Source organism: Agrobacterium sp. fls2-241-TYG-188a (genome assembly GCF_030209845.1).
Map to the genome: position 1 here is coordinate 199,795 of NZ_JARVRD010000001.1, position 22,751 is coordinate 222,545.

18 protein-coding genes and 1 pseudogene are annotated in these 22,751 nt (G+C 58.0%); 16 read left to right on the top strand and 3 right to left on the bottom strand.

The genetic code is table 11. From position 1 onward, the window contains the following. The first annotated feature begins 121 nt into the window (after positions 1–121). The 3 genes from QRN85_RS00875 to QRN85_RS00885 all read left to right on the top strand — a co-directional run bounded on the left by QRN85_RS00875 (position 122) and on the right by QRN85_RS00885 (position 3,839). Positions 122–1,501: a GntP family permease gene (locus QRN85_RS00875; RefSeq protein WP_284756856.1), complete on the top strand. Its 1,380-nt coding sequence runs from the start codon at positions 122–124 to the stop codon at positions 1,499–1,501. Positions 1,502–1,637: 136 nt separating this feature from the next. Continuing rightward, a complete protein-coding gene (locus tag QRN85_RS00880) occupies positions 1,638–2,441 on the top strand; it encodes a potassium channel family protein (RefSeq protein WP_062586231.1) in 804 nt (267 codons plus the stop codon). A gap of 120 nt (positions 2,442–2,561) precedes the next feature. Continuing rightward, a complete protein-coding gene (locus tag QRN85_RS00885; RefSeq protein WP_113170734.1) occupies positions 2,562–3,839 on the top strand; it encodes a DUF2254 domain-containing protein in 1,278 nt (425 codons plus the stop codon). Between the two features lie 57 nt (positions 3,840–3,896). Here QRN85_RS00885 and QRN85_RS00890 read toward each other — a convergent pair whose 3' ends face one another. Beyond that, positions 3,897–4,877 (bottom strand): AraC family transcriptional regulator, encoded by a 981-nt coding sequence (locus QRN85_RS00890; RefSeq protein ID WP_284756860.1) that lies wholly within the window; start codon positions 4,875–4,877, stop codon positions 3,897–3,899. Between the two features lie 428 nt (positions 4,878–5,305). On the opposite strand from QRN85_RS00890, the gene QRN85_RS00895 reads away from it, so the two are divergent. After that, positions 5,306–8,794 (top strand): autotransporter outer membrane beta-barrel domain-containing protein, encoded by a 3,489-nt coding sequence (locus tag QRN85_RS00895; protein ID WP_162734077.1) that lies wholly within the window; start codon positions 5,306–5,308, stop codon positions 8,792–8,794. A gap of 229 nt (positions 8,795–9,023) precedes the next feature. Here QRN85_RS00895 and QRN85_RS00900 read toward each other — a convergent pair. After that, positions 9,024–9,146, bottom strand: a pseudogene (locus QRN85_RS00900) (IS6 family transposase); the annotation flags it as partial. Between the two features lie 94 nt (positions 9,147–9,240). Then, positions 9,241–9,909 (bottom strand): GntR family transcriptional regulator, encoded by a 669-nt coding sequence (locus tag QRN85_RS00905; RefSeq protein ID WP_284756864.1) that lies wholly within the window; start codon positions 9,907–9,909, stop codon positions 9,241–9,243. A 316-nt stretch (positions 9,910–10,225) separates the two neighbouring features. On the opposite strand from QRN85_RS00905, the gene QRN85_RS00910 reads away from it, so the two are divergent. From QRN85_RS00910 to QRN85_RS00965, 12 genes are all read left to right on the top strand, one after another. Next, positions 10,226–11,353: a BMP family ABC transporter substrate-binding protein gene (locus QRN85_RS00910; RefSeq protein ID WP_113092190.1), complete on the top strand. Its 1,128-nt coding sequence runs from the start codon at positions 10,226–10,228 to the stop codon at positions 11,351–11,353. 23 nt (positions 11,354–11,376) lie between these two features. Further along, positions 11,377–12,504, top strand: a complete 1,128-nt coding sequence (locus QRN85_RS00915) for an ABC transporter permease (protein WP_113170730.1) — start codon at positions 11,377–11,379, stop codon at positions 12,502–12,504. 2 nt (positions 12,505–12,506) lie between these two features. Then, complete coding sequence (locus tag QRN85_RS00920; protein ID WP_284756868.1) at positions 12,507–13,433, top strand: ABC transporter permease; 927 nt, start codon at positions 12,507–12,509, stop codon at positions 13,431–13,433. An 11-nt stretch (positions 13,434–13,444) separates the two neighbouring features. Continuing rightward, a complete protein-coding gene (locus QRN85_RS00925) occupies positions 13,445–14,461 on the top strand; it encodes a formamidase (protein WP_113170728.1) in 1,017 nt (338 codons plus the stop codon). Between the two features lie 10 nt (positions 14,462–14,471). Then, positions 14,472–15,173: a biuret amidohydrolase gene (gene biuH / locus QRN85_RS00930; RefSeq protein WP_113170727.1), complete on the top strand. Its 702-nt coding sequence runs from the start codon at positions 14,472–14,474 to the stop codon at positions 15,171–15,173. Next, positions 15,173–16,228 carry a cyanuric acid amidohydrolase gene (gene atzD / locus QRN85_RS00935; RefSeq protein ID WP_113170726.1) on the top strand — a complete coding sequence of 352 codons (1,056 nt, stop codon included), beginning with the start codon at positions 15,173–15,175 and terminating at the stop codon, positions 16,226–16,228. Before biuH ends, atzD begins: the two co-directional genes overlap by 1 nt. Position 16,229: 1 nt before the next feature. Further along, complete coding sequence (locus QRN85_RS00940; RefSeq protein ID WP_113170725.1) at positions 16,230–17,780, top strand: ABC transporter ATP-binding protein; 1,551 nt, start codon at positions 16,230–16,232, stop codon at positions 17,778–17,780. Continuing rightward, entirely contained in the window at positions 17,780–18,448 is a 669-nt protein-coding gene (locus QRN85_RS00945; protein WP_284756873.1) for a cysteine hydrolase family protein, read from the top strand. Before QRN85_RS00940 ends, QRN85_RS00945 begins: the two co-directional genes overlap by 1 nt. Further along, a complete protein-coding gene (locus QRN85_RS00950) occupies positions 18,441–18,794 on the top strand; it encodes a cupin domain-containing protein (protein WP_113170723.1) in 354 nt (117 codons plus the stop codon). Before QRN85_RS00945 ends, QRN85_RS00950 begins: the two co-directional genes overlap by 8 nt. Further along, positions 18,794–20,608: an allophanate hydrolase gene (gene atzF / locus QRN85_RS00955; RefSeq protein ID WP_113170722.1), complete on the top strand. Its 1,815-nt coding sequence runs from the start codon at positions 18,794–18,796 to the stop codon at positions 20,606–20,608. The genes QRN85_RS00950 and atzF overlap by 1 nt, the downstream gene beginning before the upstream one ends. A 518-nt stretch (positions 20,609–21,126) precedes the next feature. Beyond that, positions 21,127–21,963, top strand: a complete 837-nt coding sequence (locus QRN85_RS00960; RefSeq protein ID WP_113170762.1) for a transporter substrate-binding domain-containing protein — start codon at positions 21,127–21,129, stop codon at positions 21,961–21,963. Positions 21,964–21,986: 23 nt separating this feature from the next. Further along, a complete protein-coding gene (locus QRN85_RS00965; RefSeq protein ID WP_113098839.1) occupies positions 21,987–22,739 on the top strand; it encodes an amino acid ABC transporter permease in 753 nt (250 codons plus the stop codon). The last annotated feature ends 12 nt before the right edge of the window (positions 22,740–22,751 follow it).

A 22,751-nucleotide genomic window follows, 5' to 3' on the forward strand; every position in this document is an offset into this window, starting at 1 on the left:
GAAGACGAGCGGTTGCTTCTTGATAAGGGACCGATCTCGTTCTTGGTAAGCCAAACACTCAGTCACAAGCGATTGTTGAAACGGGCGGCGAAGTCAGCGTCCTCAGTAAAGGAGTATTCATTTGCCGGAATTCGAACAGACATTGTCTGCGGGTACCTTGATTTCCATAGCAGTGGGCGCGGTTGCGCTTCTGTTGTTGCTCATCATAAAATTTCGCGTTCACGCCTTCGTGGCACTCATTCTCGTCAGTTTCTTGACCGCGCTTGTCACGGGCATACCGACGGCAAACATCATGAATACGCTCACGACAGCCTTTGGCTCCACGCTCGGTGGCGTGGCGCTTCTCGTGGGGCTTGGCGCGATGCTGGGCAGGCTATTGGAAGTATCCGGTGGTGCGCAGGCTCTGGCCGACGATCTTATCCAACGTTTTGGCGAGCAACGTGCGCCTATGGCTTTGGGCATCGCATCTCTTTTCTTCGGCTTTCCTATCTTCTTTGACGCCGGCCTCGTCGTTATGTTGCCTGTCATGTTCACCGTCGGACGCCGTCTGGGCGGAAGCCTCTTGCTTTACGGAATACCGGTCGCGACTGCGTTTTCCTGCATGCACGTTTTCGTGCCTCCCCACCCTGGCCCCGTCGCCGCATCTGAATTGCTGGGCGCTGATGTTGGCCTGCTCATTATCGTCGGCCTCATTGTTGCTGTGCCAACGTGGATCGTGGCGGGTCATTTCTTCGGTCAGTGGATCGGGAAGCGCATCTTTTTGCCGGTGCCTGACGATGTCTCGGAAGCAAAATCGTCTGACGATGGCGTCTCCTTACCCAGCTCCGGCCTGGTGGTTGCGCTTTTGCTTTTGCCGCTGCTGTTGATTTTCATGAACACGGGGCTTGATTTCGCGCGCGCGCAGGAATGGGTGAACAAAGATGCTGGCTGGTTCCAGCTCTTGCGCGCCATAGGGTCCACACCGATCGCACTCCTCATATCGGTTCTCGTCGCGGCCTTTGTGCTTGGCCCGATGCGCGGTAGAGACCCTCTGAAGGTCGAGCGTATCGTCGATTCGGCTCTTGGTCCGGTCTGCTCCGTTATTTTGATAACCGGGGCCGGTGGCATGTTTGGTGGTGTGCTTCGCGCATCCGGTATTGGAAACGCGCTTTCGAGCGCGCTAGCGGATATCGGCATGCCCGTCTTTGTCGCCGGCTTCCTGATCGCCACGGCGCTGCGCGTTGCGCAGGGTTCTGCGACCGTCGCCCTCATCGCCGCGGCTGGACTTATCCAGCCTGCGGTCCAGGCGGCGGGTTACCAGGGTGTGGAACTGGCGGCTATCGTCATCGCAGTTGCATCGGGTTCAGTCATGCTGTCCCATGTCAACGATTCCGGGTTCTGGCTTGTTGGTCGTTTCTTCAACATGGACATCAAGACCACATTCAAGACCTGGACCGTGATGCAGACGCTGGTGGGGCTCCTCGGCTTTGCTCTGTCGGGACTGATCTTCACTTTGGCTTGAAACGAGCTTTGAAAAATGACAACCACCGGTCAGCTGGCATCCGTCAGACCGGTGGTCGTCTTACACTCCGATCAGTTCGACTTGGAGAGCAGCGCTTGACGTTGACCTGTGGGTGGCGGACCTTTATCCGTTAAGAATGACACCAGACGTAGAAGCCAAAAGCCCCTTGGCAGGGCGGATCGAACAGCTGCAAAGCAAGCTGCGCCGTATCGAACGCGGACGCGACACATGGGCTCTGCGCTGGCAGGCGGTGCTCGCCGTGATCGATGTCAGCATCATCGCATTCTTTATCTTCGGCCCTTTCCTGCGCAGTGGGCCGTCATATCTGATTATCGATTATCTCATCGCAATCTGGATCCTGGCCGAAATTCTCGCGAGGGCTTTTGCGACCGGCTCAGTCGTGGCATCCCTCAAGCGACCGATGACATGGATCGACATCGTCATACTGGCAACGCTTCTGTTTCCCAATGCTCTCTTCAACTTCGCATTTCTGCGGGCAATGCGATTGTGGGCGGTCGGCGAGAGCCCGCTCTTTGCTTTCGTTCTCAGACGGCTGGGTTGCCATCAGTACAGGGACGTCGCTCGCGCATCGCTTAACTTTTTCGTTTTCCTGTTCATGGTAACAGGGTTCGTCTACACTACGTTTTTCTACCACCAGAGCGGTCTTATCGGCTTTGTCGATGCGCTTTATTTCACCGTCGCCACGATGACCACGACGGGCTTCGGTGACATCACCTTGCCCGGGCCGTTAGGAAAGTTAACGTCCGTTGTCACGATGATCGTTGGTATCTCGCTGTTCGTCAGGTTGGCACAATCGATCGTCAGGCCCTACAAGGTCATGTACCCATGCGAAAAATGCGGTCTCCAGAGGCACGAAGTTGACGCGGTCCACTGCAAGGCTTGCGGTCATTTGCTGAACATTCCGAACGACAACGATTGACGGTGTCATTGCGTTTGCCCTTTCAATAGCCGGTGTGCGATAAGCGCCGGTTCTACTCCCGCCGGTGAAGCGAACATCACCTGTGCCAGTTCCGCCGCATCGTTTTTGAGATGGATTCGAATGACATCACGCTGGGCATGGTTTTTTGCAAAGGTTGCGCGCCGCATCTGGTTTCGGGCGACATTGTTCTCGATACTTGCCGTTGCCACCGCTCTCATCGCCATTGTTGTCAGCCCGTTTATTCCAAGTGACCTGCCGACCAAAATCGGCGCTGACGCCGTTGACAACATCCTCGGCATTATTGCTTCCAGCATGCTGACGGTGACAACATTCTCCCTCAGCACCATGGTCTCAGCCTATTCGGCGGCAACCAGCAACGTCACGCCGCGCGCGACAAAACTGGTGATGGAAGACAGCACGACGCAAAATGTTCTGGCAACTTTCGTCGGCTCATTCCTGTTCAGCCTCGTCGGTATCATTGCGCTGAGTACGGGCGCTTACGGTGATCGCGGACGGGTCGTTCTTTTTGTCGTGACCATTGCGGTTATCGTGCTGATCGTCGTGACACTGCTGCGCTGGATCGATCATCTCTCACGACTGGGCCGCGTGACAGAGACGACTGAGCGGGTGGAGATTGCCACCATCGACGCCATGCGCGCGCGACGTCAGAGCCCTTATCTCGGTGGCAAGAGGTTAACCGATGAGAAGGATATTCCGGTCTCGGCGATCGATGTTTTTATCGACAGAATTGGCTACATCCAGCATCTCGATACCGGCGCACTGTCCAAAATCGCAACGGACGCAAGCGCGCGCATTTTTGTACGCGTGATCCCAGGACAATTGATCAATCCTAAATGTCCGGTAGCATCCATCTATGGTGTCGCAGAGGACAAGATCGCAGACGTCCTGGCCTCGATCCGAACATGTTTTTCCGTGGAGGATACCCGATCCTTCGATCAGGATCCAAGATTCGGCGCATCGGTCCTTGCCGAGATTGCATCCCATGCCCTTTCGCCCGCGATCAATGATCCCGGTACTGCGATCGATGTCATCGCCCGTGCGCTCCGCGTCCTAGCAGTCTGGGACGAACCTGTAGAGGCCTCGGATCACGAAGCCATCCCATATTCAAATGTCTATGTCCCGGCCATCCAGCTCGATGACATTTTCGACGACCTGTTCACGCCGATCGCCCGCGATGGCGCAGCGATTGTCGAAGTCGGCCTTCGCCTCCAGAAGGCTTTTGGTGTTTTAGCACGGTTCGACGCGCTTGGCTTTCGAGACAATGCCATCCGACATTCGACGGAGGCGCTATCTCGAGCTGAGCTTGCTTTGAGCCTGGAAAGCGACAAACAACGCGTAAGAGCAGCTGCTCAGACTGTCTCCTGCGAGACCGTTTAGGACGCTATGACTAGTCGCCCGGCGTAGGTCGCGACAGCTTCTCACTGCCTGAGATACTTATAAAATCGCCAGTTCCACTGCGAAGTTATCGGGTTGATCAAGCCCAGCGCGCCAGGGGAGTTCATCGTAGATTTCCAGTCCGGGCGCATCGCCAAACTGTTGCAGCTTTTCCGACACCCAGATGATGATGGCGCGGTAGGAGGAAAACACAGTGTGATACGGCCCACGATGTCGCGCCCGCGCAACGCGGCTGCGTGGCAAAGACATCGCTGAGAAAGGTGTCCCATGCAGTGAGGCAGGCATGGGTTGCGGTGCTTCGATCGCGCAGTCGTAGCGCATCAGGCCACGCGGAGTGATCTGCGGGTCATCCAGCGATATGCCAAAGAAGCGCTTGCCCCGCGTGTCGATTTCGGCTTCCTCCAGCAATCTGGCAAAGGCTTGCCAATACTCGCCCACACGGGCATGCGAACCGAAGAAGCGCACGGCCAAAAGGTTCAGCGTATCGCGTGAGTCTGCGCTGACATGCCGGGCAAGTTCATACTCATGCGGTTCAGACGGTGTCGCGGCAGCACGGGACCACACCCTGTATTGGCTTGGCCCGTGGCCGAACTGCCGCAAAAACGCCCGCGAAAAAGCTTCCGTACTGTTATAACCGACCGCGACAGCAATCTGCAGAACGGACGTCTCCGTCATCTTCAACAGCATTGCCGCCGTCTCAAGCCGTTGGCGCCGGGCAAAGGCCCCCACGGTTTCGCCCATTACTGCGCTGAACCGGCGCTGAAAATGGTGCAGGCTGAGCCCCGCCTGTGCAGCAACGGCCTCGAGCGGGACGATCGGCAAGGCAGAGGCGCGATAGCCCTCCATCGCGCGCAATGCATTGAGGATAGCCGGATCATCCAACAGCATGGGCGGGAGACGCGTGCGCAGGGGCGGCTCTAGCGGTCCGATGGAAGGCTGCGAAAATTCCAGCGCACCGGCAATGGAGTTTTCGTTGCGTGTCGGCTCCTGCGCGGAACGGGTATCGGGTTCAAAAATCATATTAAACCTCAAATATATTTTCGGCCCGCGAGCCGCTGCACGTGGGCAATATGCACCCATGCATAAGCCATAAAAAAATGATTCACAGCAGCACAATGCTTCGAAAACAAAAAATTTTACAAACCGCATTTTCGATCAAAAAGCAGTGCGTGCTGGTTGCTACCCTGCGCGCAAAATATGCGAATTGCGGCGCGTCGGTTTAACGCAGTGAAACGAAAAGGCACGGACGGCCACCCCCTGGCAAGCAGCTGTTCAACGGCGGAGCCGGGCAATGGATCACGTCGAGATGTGTAGTGGAGCCACAAGATTGGGTCTGCGGTTTCGTCAACAAGTGGAACGTCGAGCCATGCGGCTCTTCGCGGGAATGAGGCACTCCGTGCGGAAAACGTCCGGGCTGGTGAGCGAAATTGAAGCATGGAAAGCATGGCATGAAGAGCGAAAAAAGTGAGACCCGCGGCAAAGACACACCCTCCCGCACCGATCACGCTAAATCACGCGCCGAAAAAGCGGCGCTCGCCCACAGCGGCCATGTCGGCTTGCGCCTTGTGGCATCCCCTCTAGCCATCGCAGTCTTTGGCTCCACGCTTGCGCTTCCACAGACCGGCTTGGCGGCAGACGCGGCTGGCGGTGCCGTCATGACGATATATGGCGGGATAGGGGGAGCCGGAAACGGTCACGGCGGTGCCGGTGGCGACAACAACGGCTCCGGAACCATCACGAACAACACGTCCTCAAGCAGCAATGGCGCAGGTGGCAATGGCGGCACCAGCGCTGTCGGCGCAGCCGGAGGCAGTGGTGGCGCGGCGGGAAGCGTTGCGACCGGCCCATCCATTGCCGTGACCAGTGATATTACTGGTGGCGATGGTGGTGATGGGGCAGCAAGTGTCAGTTATAGCAGCGGCGGCGGCGGTGGCGGTGGCGCAGGTCTGCAGGCAGGCAGCGCCAGCATCACGGTCAGTTCGGGCGTCAACGTTTCTGGTGGCAATGGCGGTGATGGCGGCGCGTCCCACAGTGGCGGCGGCGGCGGCGGTGGCGGTGGTGCCGCGCTGGTCTCCAACATTGCAGGAGCAACCATTGGCAATGCGGGCACACTGACCGGCGGTGATGGAGGAAATGGTAGTAGTGGCTATGCCGGAGGTGGCGGTGGCGGCGGTGACGGTTTGCTGGTCGCGGGCAGCAATACGACCGTCACCAACACTGGCAACATCACAGGTGGCTCAGGCGGCGCAGGTGGCTCAAGCGGCACGCCGGATGGCAGCCGGGCTAGCTATAGCGGCACTGGTGGTGCCGGTATCGACCTGATGGGGGGCAACAACACAATTATAAACAGCGGCAACATAAGCGGCGGCAATGGCGGATTAAGCAGCTTCAGCAGCATGGCTGGCGGTGTGGGCATCATCACCTATGGCGACGATACGATCACCAATAGCGGCAGCATTTCGGGCGGCATGTCCGGCAATGGTGCGACGCGTGCCAACGCCATCCTGTTCAACGGTACAGGAAATCGGCTTGAATTGCTCACGGGCTCGGCCATTACGGGCAATATTGAATTTGCCAACAGCAGCGGCGGCACCATCGCTGCGCTCAACAGCGGTATGAATTTAACCAACGCAATCGTGCTGGGGAACGCCTCTGCGCTGACCTTCGACACCAGCACAGGACAAGCGCTTGAGGCATCCGGCATCATCTCCGGTTCAGGAACAGTGGCCGTCAGCGGCGGCACATCCGCAATCGTTTTTAGCGCTAACAATAGTTACACAGGAACCACCGCGATTTCTTCTGGCGCCACATTGCAGCTCGGCAATGGCGGTACGACAGGCAGCCTCGGCACCGGCAATGTCGTCAATGACGGCACGCTGGGCGTCAATAGAAGCAACACGGTCTCAATGAACAATAATATGAGCGGAACCGGTAACCTGACCCAGGCTGGCACCGGCACCACCATTTTGAGCGGGAACAACAGCTATACCGGCACGACAACTATTTCCTCCGGGACACTGCAAGTCGGCAATGGCGGTACCTCGGGCACGCTCGGCAATGGCGATGTGGTCAATGACAGCGCCCTCGTCATCAATCGCAGCGACAGTCTAACTATTGGTAGCTCGATCAGCGGCACGGGCACGCTCACCCAGGCTGGAACCGGCACCACCATTCTAACCGGCGGCAACAGCTATGCGGGCACCACGACCATCTCTTCCGGTACGCTGCAGATCGGAAATGGCGGCACGACAGGCACGCTCGGCGCGGACAATTTGGTCAACAACAGCGCGCTTGTCGTCAACAGAAGCGGTAGGCTGACGCTCGGCAACTCGATGAGCGGAAATGGGACCTTTACGCAGTCAGGCACCGGCACGACTGTGCTGACCGGCAACAGCGCAGGCTATAGCGGCAATATCTTTATCGACAGCGGCGTCTTCCAAGTTGACGGCATTATTGGTGGAAACACAACGGTCAGAAGTGGCGCCACGCTTTCAGGCGCCGGAACAGTCGGCAGTACCGTCATCAACTCCGGCGGCATACTTTCGGCAGGCGGCAACAGTATCGGTACGCTCACGGTTGACGGCACGCTCCAGCTAGATGATGGCTCCACCTTCCTCGTGGATATCGCAGGCAACGGCACCAGCGATCTGGTAACCGCAACCGGAGACGTGAGTGTCGACGGCACCGTCGTCGTCACAACGCTGGATTCAAAGAGCAGCTATGTCTCGGGTCAGACCTATACCATCCTTTCGTCCGACACGAATCTGACAGGCACCTTTGATGGTGTGACGACCAGTTCTAGCTTTCTCCAGCTACAGCTCGATTACACGGCAACAGGGGTCGAGCTGATAATCACCAAGGTCGGAAGCTTCGCAGACGTCGGCTATACGCCAAATCAGCGGGCCACGGGGCAGGCACTCGAAACGCTGACGCAGTCTGGCTCTTCGCTTGCACTCTACAACAAACTGTTGATGCTGTCGGATAATGAGGCCGCGAGCGCTTTCGACATGCTGAGCGGCGAAATCCATGCCAGCCTGAAAACGGCGATATTGGAAGACAGCAGTTATGTGCGGGATGCCATGACGGCGCGCCTGCGTGGGGCTAGGAATGACTGGGACGAAGGCTTCTGGTCGTCCGGCTACGGCGCCTGGGGCAAAACCGGTGGCGACAGCCCGAACGCGGCCAGACTTCAAACTTCGACAGGCGGATTGATTATCGGTGGTGACGCATCGCTGCCCGGCGACTGGCGCGTCGGCATCGCGGCAGGCTATGGAAAGTCCCGTGACACACTTGATGATCGCGCCTCAAGCGCCGACATGGATAGCTACACCGTTGGAACCTATGCCGGCACACAGGTAGGCAAGCTTGCCCTGCGCATGGGCCTCAGCAATAGCTGGCACACAATCGACACCAATCGCAATTCCAGCTTCTCAGGCTTTGAGGAGAACAACAGGGCAGCCTACGACGCCCGAGCTATGCAGGCCTTTGGTGAAGCGGCTTATGTCATCACGGATGGGACCACCACATACGAGCCTTATGTCGGGCTGGCTTACGTGAACCTTCATACGGACGCCTATGATGAGAATGGAACCGCCGGGCTTCATGGAGAAAAAAGCAACCAGCAGGTGATCTACAGCACCCTTGGTGCCCGAATGGATACGCCCCTGCAACTCGGTGACAAGACCGGCCGGTTGCATGCAGGATTGGGCTGGCGCCATGCGGAAGGCGATACCACCTCTTCGGCAACCCACGCCTTTGACGGGTCTGATGCGTTTACCGTGACGGGCGTCCCCATTGCTGGCGACACAGCGCTTCTGGAAGCCGGGCTGAATGTGCCTCTGCGGGACGATGCAGATTTCTCCCTTTCCTACAAGGGCCAGTTCGCGTCACATGCGTGGCAGAACAGCGTCCTGGCAAATCTGCGTGTGAGGTTCTAAGGCATCCTCTCCATCCCAGCTCCTTCCGGCCCCTGCACCCACTTGCCAAGCCGGGAGGAGCAGCGTCTTGCCACGTATTTTGTCGGTTAACTAGCTGTTGGCCACTACGTTGAAAATTTTGCTCGCGATGTAGCGGAGTGTAGCCATAATTCTGAATGGGCGTGTCGCAAAGCTGGCGATAGGGCGCAATGAGCCGATAACCACGCAGCATTTATGCCTCGTTGACCTTTTAATGTCCGAAGAGGCTCGCGAGCAGATCGCTTTGATCGTTGACGGTCCAGTCGCCGGAAAAGCCGAAGCCTTTCTGCAGCCACAACATCGCTTCGAGCCCGGTGATGATTCGGCGCGCCTTTTTGGAGGGCTGGAAGCCCCGATCTTGGCCATTTCCAAATTCTGCGAGTTTGTAAAAGGCCTGCTAGAGGTTTCCGATCACACAACACATTCCGCTAGTGGGCGACGAAGATAAGGCTTGCATCGCTAACTATAGAAACGTGCTGATATGCCGATTTGCCCGCTTCCAAGCTGTCTTGCCGAAGAATGGCGTTTACGATTTCCTCGTGCTCCTCATAAGACTTGCGGAGTCGACCCTGCAGGCGGAATTGGGCGCGGCGGAAGGGGGCGAGCCGCGCGCGGGTTTGCATGACCATCTCGGCGATGTGGTCGTTGTGTGCGCCACGATAGAGACGGTTGTGGAATTCAGTATTGTAAGCGGCATAGTCTTCCTCGGCAGCTTCGGCAACGAGGCGTTGTGATTGGCGGTGCTCGGTTGCCAGAGCGTGCCGTTCGTCAGAGGTCATTCTCTCCGCGCAAAGCCGGGCACAAATTGCCTCCAGTTCGGCCATCGCCTCGAACATGGAGTGAAGATAGGCGCCTGTGACATTCGTCACGACAGCACTGCGGTTCGGTTCGCGTTCCACCAGCCCCATCGCACCCAGCTCTCTTAACGCCTCGCGCACAGGTGTTCTTGATACTTCAAAACGTGCTGCCAGCGAGCCCTCATCCAGTTTCGTACCTGGCGGCATCTTGCCCGTAACGATCATGTCAGCAATCGAGCGCGTCATCTGCTCCACGGTTGTTCCGGTCCGAATGACCTCTCTGCGTCTGACCTGTTTCACGAATTCCGCCTGCTTTCCCTCATGGCATACAGATGACGCCCGCGACCTGCGATGTCAAATCCGGTGCGGGCGTATGTGAAGTTGCATGCAAAAACCACACCATCCGGCTGGACCACACACAGCTGGAATAGCGGATTGCCTGAAGGCTGTGACGCACATTTATTCATCTTCAGGCATGCTTAATCTGTATGCACTTTTTATGCTTGCAGCGATACGAAGAAATATATCGATATATTTCAGTGCCTTGGAATCTGGCATGCGCATTGCATACACTTTGATGCGTACAAAACTCGCCGTAGCCCCAGGGAGCATCTCGATGACCAAATTCCTGCCTATCAATCGCCGCCACTTCCTTCAGACATCGGTTGCCGGCGCTGTCGCCGGTCTGGCTCCGGGCTTTCTTGGTGCCAAGGCCTCAGCACAAACCGCACTCACGGTCGGCTTTATTTATGTCGGCCCAAAAGATGACTATGGCTATAATCAGGCCCACGCCGAAGGTGCTGCCATCATCAGGGCGATGCCGGGCATCACCCTGATTGAGGAAGAGAATGTTCCAGAGACCGTCGACGTTCAAAAGACCATGGAGTCGATGATCAATCTCGACGGTGCCACGCTCCTCTTCCCGACGTCCTTCGGTTATTTCGACCCGCATATGCTGGCCATGGCCGCCAAATATCCCGATGTCCAGTTTCGCCATTGCGGCGGTCTGTGGCAGGAGGGAAAGCACCCGAAAAACACTGGATCCTATTTCGGCTATATCAGCCAGGGACAATATCTGAACGGTGTTGCTGCCGGTCACGCCACCAAAAGCAAGAAGATCGGCTTCGTTGCGGCAAAGCCAATCCCGCAGGTGGTCCAGAATATCAACTCCTTTCTTCTGGGCGCACGCTCCGTTGATCCAGCGATTACCTGCCAGGTGATTTTCACAGGCGAGTGGTCGTTGGCCGTGAAGGAGGCAGAAGCCACCAATGCTTTGGTGGACCAGGGTGCAGATGTGATCACCTGCCACGTGGATAGCCCGAAAGTCGTCGTTGAAACGGCAGCCGGTCGAGGCGCCTTTGTTTGCGGGTATCATGCCAACCAAAGTCCGCTCGCTCCCGAAAAATATCTGACGGGCGCGGAATGGAACTGGGGCAATGTCTACAGCAAATTCGTCAAGCAGGCGCAGGACGGCGAGCCGCTGGGCAACTTCGTGCGGGGCGGCATCAAGGACGGCTTTGTCAAGATGAGCCCGCTAGGTCCCGGCGTGTCCGAGAAAGCGCGCACGCAATTTGAAGCGACGCTCGCCGAGATCAAGACCGGCAAGTTCTCCGTCTTCAAGGGTCCGCTCAAGGACAACAAGGGCAATGAGGTTGTCGGTGCTGGAAAAGCCTATGCCGAAGATGCCATCGAGCTGGAAAGCATGGCTTACCTCGTTGAGGGCGTTATCGGCTCCACCTCCTGATTGGCACGAGCGGGGAAAGCACCATGACCTCAAAGGCAAACAACCGGGCCTTGGCCATTGCGTCTGACCATCCCTCCGCGCTGCGGCCACTTCTCGCGTGGTTGGCGCGGCGTGCCGAGCCCGCGGCGATCACGGTCGGCGCGGTGGCCGTGGGGCTGGCGCTTTTCTCGCTTTTCATTCTCGCAGTGGGCAAATCACCGCTCATGCTGTTTCAGCTGATGTATACCGGCGGTTTCGGCAGTTGGTTTTCGGTTCAAAACAGCCTCAGTCGCGCGGCACCTCTGCTTTTGACAGCCCTGTGTGTCGCCCTGCCTGCGCGGCTCGGCCTGATCATCATCGGTGGTGAAGGTGCCGTCGTTCTGGGCGGCGTGGCAGCAGCAGCGGCGGCTTTGCCGCTTGTCGGCACAGCATCGCCCACCATGGTAATCGCGGCGATGGCGTTAGCGTCCATGGCGATGGGTGGCCTCTGGATCGGCTTTGCGGGCTTTCTGCGTCACTACAGGGGCGTCAACGAAACGATTTCCTCACTGCTTCTGGCCTATATCGCTATCGCACTAATGAATCAGCTTGTTGAAGGGCCGTTGCGCGACCCGGCAAGTCTCAACAAACCTTCGACTGCACCGCTGCCTGCTGAGTACATGATGGGAGACATTCCCGGCATGGATGTTCACTGGGGACTCGTCATCGGCATCGTTGCCTGCATCGTCTCATGGGTTCTCATCGAGGTGACAAGCGTCGGTTTTGCCGCACGCATCGCTGGCGGCAATGTGCGTGCTGCACAAATTCAGGGGCTGCCGGTCGGCAAACTGATCTTCGGTTTCACGGCACTGGCAGGCTCTTTTGCAGGTCTTGCAGGCATGATCGAGGTGGCAGCGGTGCAAGGTAGCGCCAATGCGACAATTGCCGCCGGTTATGGCTACACCGGCATCCTTGTCGCCTTTCTGGCCCGCCACAATCCGCTGGCCATCATACCGGTTGCGATCCTCCTGGGCGGCCTCGATGCCTCTGGCGGCCTGATCCAGCGGCGCATGGGCCTGCCGGATGCCACCGTTCTGGTGCTTCAGGGGACGCTCTTCGTCGTCATCCTGTTCTGCGAGATGTCTTACGGCCGCTTCAAGGTCTTCAATCCCGATCTGTGGAAAAGGAGTTGACGATGGACGACACCGGTATCGGCATGTGGGGTGTCCCCCTTGCGATCCTCGCGGGCGCAATCCGGGTCTCGACGCCCTTCATCTTCGTCAGCCTTGGTGAGACAATCACCGAACGATCCGGCCGCATCAATCTCGGGCTGGAAGGCACGCTCGTCTTCAGCGCCATGACTGCCTATGGCGTGGCTGTCATGACCGGATCGGCGTGGCTCGGCGTTCTCGCCGCCATGGCCGCTGGTGCAGTTTTCGGTCTGCTGCACGGCTGGATCTGCAAGTTTCCGAAGGTCAACGATATCGCTATTGGCATTGCAATGATGCAATTCGGGCTCGGGCTGGCCTTCTTTCTCGGCAAGTCCTTTATCCAGCCGGTCGCACCGAAGCTGCCTTCGATCCCGCTCGGCGGGTGGTCGTCGCTCGGTCAGGTACAGGCGGCTCTCAATATCAACGTCCTGTTCTTCGTCGGCGCAGCACTTGCCCTCTTCCTCCATTGGGCTTTCAAGAACACGAAGACCGGCCTCATCCTGCGCGTTGTCGGCGATAGTACCGATGCGGCCCGCGCCATGGGCATCAACCCGGATCACGTGCGGTTGCTGGCGACGGCAGCGGGTGGCGCATTGGCGGCCATTGGCGGCGCCTATCTGTCGCTGTTTTACCCCGGCACGTGGAACGAAGGCATTTCGTCCGGTCAGGGCCTCATGGCCGTCGCGCTGGTCATTTTCGCCCGCTGGAACCCCATCGGCTGTTTCCTTGCCTCCCTTCTCTTCGGCGGCGCGGGTGCGCTGGGCCCGGCACTGCAATCGGTGGGCGTCACCCAGGGCTATTACCTGTTTTACGCCGCCCCTTACGTGCTGACGCTTGCCATTCTGATCGCCACATCCTCGCCTGTCCGGTCCATGGCCGGGGCGCCGGGTGCGTTATCGCTGACAAAATAAGGAAGACGAATATGAATGGTCTTGGTGGCCTCAACAAATCCGACCATGGTGTCGGCATCGGCCTTGTCCAGCTGCAACTGCCCGTCACGGTGACGAAGGCGGATCTTGCCGCCCAAACACAGGTCATCGTCGATCTCGTTGCCAAGGCGCGGCGCAACCAGCCGGGCATGGACCTCGTCGTGTTTCCGGAATACGCCCTGCATGGCCTGTCGATGGATATCAATCCCGACATCATGTGCACGCTGGATGGCCCGGAAGTCGCAGCCTTCCAACAGGCGTGCCGCGACAATGCGATCTGGGGCTGTTTTTCCATTATGGAGCTGAACCCCGGCGGTATGCCCTACAATTCCGGCATCGTCATCGATGATACCGGAGAGTTGAAACTCTATTATCGCAAGATGCACCCCTGGGTGCCGGTCGAGCCATGGGAACCGGGCGATCTCGGCATTCCTGTCATCGACGGGCCGAAGGGTGCCAAGCTGGCGCTCATCATCTGCCACGACGGCATGTTCCCGGAAATGGCCCGGGAATGCGCCTATAAGGGTGCGGAAATCATGATCCGCACGGCAGGTTATACGGCACCGATCCGTGAGAGCTGGCGCTTTACCAACCAGTCCAACGCCTTCTGCAATCTGATGGTCACAGCCAATGTCTGCATGTGCGGCACCGATGGTACTTTCGACTCCATGGGTGAAGGCATGATCTGCAATTTCGACGGCTCCATCATCGCCCATGGCACCTCCGGTCGCGTCAACGAGATCATTACCGCTGAGGTCCGGCCCGATCTCGTGCGCGAGGCTCGTCTTGGCTGGGGCGTGGAAAACAACATCTACCAGTTTGGCCATCGCGGATATGTGGCCGTGGCGGGCGGCGCGCAGGACGCGCCCTATACCTACATGCACGACCTCATCGCCGGGCAATACCGCCTTCCCTACGAAGATGCCGTGAAGGTGACGGATGGCACCTCCTGCGGCTTTGAAAAGCCCACAAGGCTTTATGGAAAAATCTCAAAACCGGCTGACAAATAGGAGAGACATCATGGATGCGAAGGTTGAAACCGCAGGGCATTATATCGCTGCCGATCCCTATCCTTGGCCCTATAACGGGGCCTTGAGGCCGGACAATACCGCGCTTGTCATCATCGACATGCAGACTGACTTTTGCGGCAAGGGCGGTTATGTCGATCACATGGGCTATAATCTGGCCATGGTGCAGGCGCCTATCCAGCCGATCAAGTCGGTGCTCGCCGCCATGCGGGCCAAGGGCTATCACGTCATCCACACCCGCGAGGGGCACAGGCCTGACCTCGCCGACCTTCCGGCCAACAAGCGCTGGCGCTCGCAGCGCATCGGTGCTGGCATTGGTGATGCCGGACCCTGTGGGCGCATTCTAACACGTGGCGAACCGGGCTGGGATATCATTCCGGAACTCTACCCGGTCGAGGGTGAGACGATCATCGACAAGCCCGGCAAGGGCTCCTTCTGCGCCACGGATCTTGAACTGATCTTGCACCAGAAGCGCATCGAAAACCTTATTCTCACCGGCATCACCACTGATGTTTGCGTCTCCACCACCATGCGCGAGGCGAATGATCGCGGCTTTGAATGCCTGCTGCTGGAGGATTGCTGCGGCGCGACCGACTACGGCAATCATCTAGCAGCCATCAAGATGGTGAAGATGCAAGGCGGTGTCTTTGGCGCGGTCTCCAATTCCAAAACGCTGGTGGAGGCACTTCCCTGATGCCGTCCATGCGTGCCCATGTCTATCGCGTTGCCGCAGACGGACCCGATGACGTCTCCGGCGTCGAAGCCCTGATTGCACGGGGCCTCGATCCGAGAACCATCGTCGCGGTCCTTGGCAAGACCGAAGGCAATGGCTGCGTCAATGATTTCAGTCGCGGTTATGCCAGCCAGAGTTTCGAAGGGCTTTTTCGCCGCTACGGGATCGAAGGCGTAACAACCGTCATGTCGGGCGGCACGGAAGGCGCGCTATCGCCGCACTGGACGATTTTCACCCGCGAGGCGGTCAACGCCTCGGGCGAGCGGGCGCTTGCCATCGGCACATCGCGCACACCGCACCTTCCCTTCCACCATCTTGGTCGACGCGAACAGGTGACGATGGTGGCAGAAGGCGTGCGCGCCGCCATGCGCGATGCCGGTATCGACAATATCGCAGACGTTCATTTCGTTCAGATCAAGTGCCCGCTGCTTACCCTTCGCCGCATTGAAGAGGCGCAAGAAGGCGGAGAGACTGTTGCAACGCGTGACACGCTGAAATCCATGGGGCTTTCACGCGGAGCCTCGGCTCTGGGTGTCGCAGTCGCATTGGACGAAGTCGAAGCCAGCGACATAGCGGACGCGGACATCGGCACACGGCAAGATCTGTTTTCTGGATGCGCCTCCACCTCGGCTGGCGTCGAGCTGACGGATCACGAAATCATTGTGCTCGGCATGGCAGACGGATGGTCCGGCCCCTTCGCCATAGACCATGCGATCATGCAGAGCGCTATCGATACCGCTTCGGTACGCGCGGCGCGCGTCCGTTTGCCTGAAAGGGCGAGGATTGCCGCAGTCCTTGCCAAGGCAGAGCCTGATCCTTCCGGAAAGGTCGGCGGCAAACGCCACACCATGCTGGACGATTCCGACATTTCCGGCACCCGGCATGCGCGCGCCTTCGTCGGTGGCGTACTGGCAGGCGTCTTCGGCATGACCGACCTCTATGTATCCGGCGGTGCCGAACATCAAGGACCACCCGGCGGCGGGCCTGTCGCCATCATCGTTGAAAAGGAGAGTTGAGTTGAGCGTCATTCGCGATACGCCCCTTCCACAGGCTGGCCGCGCCATCGGCATCCAGACCCTGGCCATGACGATGCGCTTCGGCAGTTTCACCGCCCTCGATAACGTCTCCATCGACATACCCGCTGGCAGCTTCCACGCTCTTCTTGGAGAAAACGGTGCAGGCAAGTCGACCTTGGTCAAATGCATCATGGGCTTTTATCACGCGACGTCAGGCTCGCTGTCCGTCAATGGTCGAGAGGTATCGGTCGCTTCTCCCAAGGATGCAGCGCTTTATGGGCTTGGCATGGTCTATCAGCATTTCACGCTGGTACCGTCGCTTACGGGTGCTGAAAATCTCGTCATCAGCCGCGCGAAAGTCCCTGCCGTCATCAGCTGGGCGAAAGAGCGTCGCGACCTTTCCAACTTTATGGAGCGTATGCCGTTTCGTATTCCGCTGGACCGCCCGGTCAGCGAACTTGCCGCTGGTGAAAAGCAGAAGCTCGAAATCGTCAAGCAGCTCTATCTCGGTCGTTCCTTCCTCGTGCTGGACGAGCCGACGTCTGTTCTGACACCGGCGGAAGCTGACGAGATGCTGGGTCTGGTGCGCGGCATGACCGAGCGAGGCGAACTGACGGTCCTGATGATCAGCCACAAATTTCACGAAGTGACGAAGTTTGCCGATTCCGTCTCGATCCTGCGGCGCGGCAAACTCGTCGGAACTGGAAAGATCGGCGATCTGTCCAAGGCCGACATGGCGAAGATGATGATCGGCGATGTGAAGCTTGCCGAGCTCGATAGCCGGCGACCGGTGCGTGAGACGGCTGACCCCGTGCTGAAAGTCGATGGCATCACCGCACCCGATAGTTCCGGGTTGAAGACCATCGACATCGCTCACCTTGCCGTTCGTGCCGGCGAGATCGTCGGCATCGCTGGAATCTCGGGCAATGGGCAAAAGGAGCTTGGCGAAATTCTCGCCGGACAGCGACCGATCACGACCGGTCGCGTCACCGTCAACGGCGGGACCTATGGAGCGACACGCGCTGAAACCCGCAAGAACAATATCCGCTTTATACCGGAGGAGCCGTTACAGAACGCGTGCGCGCCGAAAATGACGGTGAGCGAAAACCTGGCATTTCGAAGCTTCGATCTGAAAGCCAATGGCAAAAACGCCATGTGGCTGAACAGGCGCAATATGCGCGAGAAAGCGAAAGCATTGATTTCCGATTTCAAGGTAAAGACCGCGTCCTCCTCGTCACCCATTGCCGCACTTTCAGGTGGCAACGTCCAGCGGGCGGTTCTGGCACGTGAACTCACAGGGGATGTTGATCTCCTCATCGTTTCCAATCCCTGCTTTGGCCTCGACTTCTCGGCAGTCGCGGAGATTCGCGCTCGCATCATGAAGGCCCGCAATTCCGGCACAGCCGTTTTGCTGTTGTCGGAAGACTTGGACGAGTTGCTGGAAATGTCGGATCGCATTCTGGTCATCTCGGAAGGCAGGCTGGTCTACGAAACACCTGCGCTCGGCGCCGATATCGGTGTCATCGGCGCTCATATGGCAGGACATCACTGATGGTCGAAATCAAAGCCCAACCCTTTGCTTTTCCAGCGCGGCTGAAGGAAATGGCGCTCATCGTTATCGACATGCAGCGCGACTTTCCAGACCCCGGAGGCTTCGGGGCGAGCCTTGGCAATGATGTGAGCGGAATCGCCAGGATCGTTCCTGACGTCAAGCGTCTGATCGAAGGCTTCCGCACAGCTGGTCTGCCCGTCATCCACACGATGGAATGCCATCGCCCCGACCTTTCCGACCTTCCCCCTGCCAAGCGCGATCGCGGCACTCCCTCGCTGAGGATCGGCGATCTCGGCCCGCTGGGTCGCGTGTTGATTGCCGGGGAGCCTGGGACCGCGATCCTGCCGGAACTGGCACCCATCGAAGGCGAGGTCGTGATCGAAAAACCGGGCAAGGGGGCATTTTACGCCACCGGTCTTGGGGACGTGCTGAAAAGCAAGGGCATAACACAGCTCGTTTTTGCCGGCGTAACGACCGAGGTCTGCGTGCAGACGACAATGCGGGAAGCAAATGACCGTGGTTTCGAGTGCATCCTCGCTGAAGATGCGACGGAAAGCTACTTCCCCGATTTCAAGGCTGCCACGATTGCGATGATCCGCGCCCAGGGTGCCATTGTCGGCTGGACGACAAAGATAGACGACATTCTGGAGGGGATTTCCCATGCCTGAGACAACACGCCCATCACTGACATCGGGCGGATGGAAACAGCTGCCTTTTGAAGCCTTTCGCGAGGGCGTCACGATCCACTGGATTCACCGCTTTGAAGGCGACCAGCCGGGCGTCGCGCTTCTCAAATACGAGCCCGGCGCAGCGGTACCGCGCCACCGCCACGAGGGCCTTGAAACCATTCTGGTGCTGGATGGCATCCAGTCTGACGAGACGGGTGACTTTGATTACGGCAGTTATATCGTCAATGCGCCGGGCACGGAACACTCCGTCTGGAGCGCAAGCGGATGCGTGGTGCTGATCCAGTGGGATCGGCCCGTGACAATATTGAAAGAGGACATGGCTTAATGCGAACGACACCCGCGCTCGATATCACCTCTCTGCACAGCTTCTACCAACAGGGTGGCAGCATTTTCGAGATCATAGAGGCGGTTTTTGCCCGTATCTCGGAAGTAAACGATCCCGGCATTTTCCTCCATCTGGCCGACAAAAAATCCCTGATTGTTGAGGCGGAAAAACTGGGGGGCTATGATCCGGCCAAGCCACTCTTCGGCGTTCCCTTTGCTGTCAAGGACAACATCGATGTCGCCGGCATGCCCACCACGGCTGGATGCCCTGACTACACCTATCATCCCGATAAAGACGCGACCGTCGTTCGTTTATTGAAAGAGGCTGGCGCTCTCGTTATCGGCAAGACCAATCTCGATCAGTTCGCCACCGGACTCGTGGGCGTTCGCTCACCCTATCCGATCCCGAGGAATGCCATCGATCCGACGCTCGTCCCGGGAGGGTCGTCATCCGGCTCGGCAGTGGCGACGGCCCATGGCATCGTCAGCTTCGGGCTCGGCACCGATACCGCTGGCTCCGGTCGCATTCCGGCGGGTCTCAACAACATCGTTGGGCTAAAACCCAGCGTCGGGGCCCTATCTTCGACAGGCGTCGTGCCTGCCTGCCGGACGCTGGACTGCGTCTCCATCTTTTCGCTTACGGTTGATGACGCATGGAGGGTGTTTTCCGTTGCGGCCCAACAGGATGAAACCGACGCCTATTCAAAAGACCTTCCGGCCAAAGGCTATGGGTCCAGTCCGCCTGTGCTGAAGATCGGCGTTCCCGCACTGCAGGATCGGAAATTCTTCGGTGATGAGGCTATGGCGGCGGCTTATTCTGATGCACTGAAAACGCTTGAAGAGCACGGTCATCATATTGTTGAAATGCCTTTTGCCGATTTCTACGATGCCGCCAATCTTCTTTACGAGGGCGCTTGGGTTGCAGAACGCTATGCGGCCGTGCAATCATTTTTTGATACAAAAGAAGAAAGCTTCCATCCGGTCACCCGGGAAATCTATAGGGGTGCGAAATCTCTCACCGCAGCGGAAGCCTTCAACGGGTTCTACGCCTTGCAAGCGCTGAAGAAAAAGCTTGCCCCCGCCATTGCCTCGGTCGATCTCCTTTGCGTGCCGACCGCGCCGCGCCACTATACGCTAGCTGAGCTTGCGGCAGAACCGATCCGAGAGAACTCTCGCCTTGGCACCTATACCAACTTCGTCAACCTGCTCGACATGTGCGGCATTGCGGTTCCAACAGGCAAGCGCCCGGATGGTCTGCCAGCCAGCGTGACCCTGCTTGCACCCTCCGGCAAGGACGGCTTGACCGCGACAGTTGCGCGCGCGCTTCACGGCGCCAGCGGCCTTCCACTCGGCGCCACCGTGCGGCCCGAACCTGCAGCCACCGCCGCGCCTGAGCCTGAGGCCGAAGCCGGCGGCGAACTGATCGATCTGGTCGTCGTCGGGGCCCATCTGTCCGGCATGCCGCTTAACCATCAGCTCAAAGAGCTAGACGCCGTGTTCAAACGCACGGCCAGAACCCAAGGCTGTTATCGCCTCTATGCCTTGCCAGGCACCACACCCGCAAAGCCAGGCATGGTGCGTGTCGGTGAGGGAGAGGGCGGCGAAATCGAGGTTGAAGTCTGGGCACTCGCTCCCGCAGCCTTCGGCACCTTCGTCGCCTCGATACCCGCCCCGCTTGGTATCGGAACCGTAACCCTTGCAGATGGCACCACGGCAAAAGGCTTTCTCGCCGAGCCGATTGCTTTGGTAGGAGCCTCAGACATAACGACGTGGGGCGGGTGGCGCGGCTATACTGTCGGAAACAGCAATTTTTAAGCTTTGAAGATTTGGTGCATATTCGCTGTAGCAGAGGGATAGAGTTTTAGGTGGCCGAAGCTGCCGATAGTGATCTACGCGGCCCGCCATACATTTCGGAGAGGATAGCTAGCCGCCTGCTTGGTGAAAACAATATCGAGACCAACCCATTTCAGGCTAATTGCAGTCAATGCATTTTCTGACCTGCATGCATCAATGGCATGGTATAGTCTGCCATCCAAGCTATTTCCTTCTAGAGGAGAGCATCCGCGACCTGGCATCCAGGAGTTGATCAATAGCCATCGTGTCTTCTGAAATTGGACGGCCAGGAGTTGACGAACAGCGCCCTGCCAGTCCCAAGCCGACATTCTCACCTCAGAACGTCTGGATCACATTCTCGCCTAGGATATCTCCCTTCGACCACGCCTAGTTCATTCCTAGGATGTAAAATTATTTCTTTTTTGGTTCCACTCTTGGAATATCTCTCCTCGCTGCGAATAACGCCTTTGGCTATGTTTGCCGCAAACGAGGAGTCATCGATGTTTGCCAAAGCCATTACTAAAGCTATTTTCGGGGTCTCCATTTCGCTTGCAACACTGGCGAGCACTCAGGCTTTTGCGGATGCCACGCTTGACCGGATAAAGGGTCGTGGCAAGCTGACCGTTGGCGTTATTCTCTCAGGTGCGCCGTTTGGATTTATCGATCCAAAGTCGCAGGAGCAGAAAGGCTACAATGTGGACCTCGCGAAAGCGCTGGCCGCGGATCTCGGCGTGGAGCTGGAAACAGTCACTGTGACGCCGCCAAACCGGGTGCAGTTTCTGCAGCAGGGCAAAGTCGATATCCTCATTGCCAACATGCAATATACTGACGAGCGCGCCAAGATTCTCGACTACGTGCCAACCGCTTATGACCGGGCCGGTGGCGCTGCTGTCGTGCGCAAGGATAGCGGCTTGAAGGATTGGGCTGATCTCAAGGGCAAGCCGGTGTGTATCTCGCAGGGTTCGAATTATGCCCAGCCGCTGGCGGAAGAATATGGAGCCATCGTAAAGGCTCTGCCAAGCCAGCCTGAATCGCTGCTGGCACTTCAGGGCGGCAATTGCGTTGCAGCGGTGCATGTCGGCGCCACGGTGGGCTTGCTGCTGGTTGACCGTGCAGACGAGTGGAAAGACTTTGCCATTCCGTTTCCAACTGAGCTGATCCCGTCCGACTCGGTGATCTGGCTGCGCAAGGACGAAAGTGACACCAAGACTGCTCTTGATTCCGCTGTGAAGAAGCTTCACAAATCAGGCAAGCTGCTTGAGATGGCGAAGGAAAACCGCTTGCTCAATACCAAGTATCTGGAAGAAGAGAACAAGAAGCTTTCTGCCGTCCAATGAGCGGAAGCCCGCGGTAAATCCTGATGAATGATGTGAATTTCACAAGCCTGTTCGTCGACCTGACGAGCAGGCTTGGTCTCAATTATGAATTCCTGGCAACGGGTTATGAGGCGCAGATCTGGCGCGATGGTTTCATAACCACGCTCTATCTTGTCGCCATCACTATTCCCGTCAGTCTGGTATTCGGATTGATTTTTGCAGGCTGCCTCACATCAGGCAGGCTTTGGCTGTCTGCGCCGGTGCGCGCCTTTGTTGAGCTGACCCGCAACACGCCGACACTTGTGCAGCTTATGTTCAGCTTTCTCGTACTGAACACATTTGTCTCCAACCTGTTTGGCGGGGCGCAGCACAATCCCCTGTCTCCCTTTTTCTGGGTGGTTGCCGTAGTTGGGCTGCATGTCGCGGCGCTGCATGCGGAAGCCATCCGCGGCGGCATTGAGGCTGTCCCGTCATCGATGATCGAGGCGGCGCGAGGCATGGGCTTCAGCCAGTTCGAAATCCTGCGTTATGTGCAGATACCGCTGGCGTTTCGCGCTTGCCTGCCCGCTATTGTCAACGGGCTGATCAGTCTGGTCAAATCGACAACCGTGGGCAATGCCATTGCCGTCAGTGAAATCACCTATGCGTCCATCATGGTATGGACACAGCGCGACAACGTCGTTGAGCTGATGATTGTCCTTCTCGCCTTTTTCAGCCTGATCAATTTTCTCATCGCCCGCGCCGGTTCGTGGGTGGAGCGAAAGCTGGCCGTTCCGGGATACGGGTTATCAGCATGACACAGACCCATG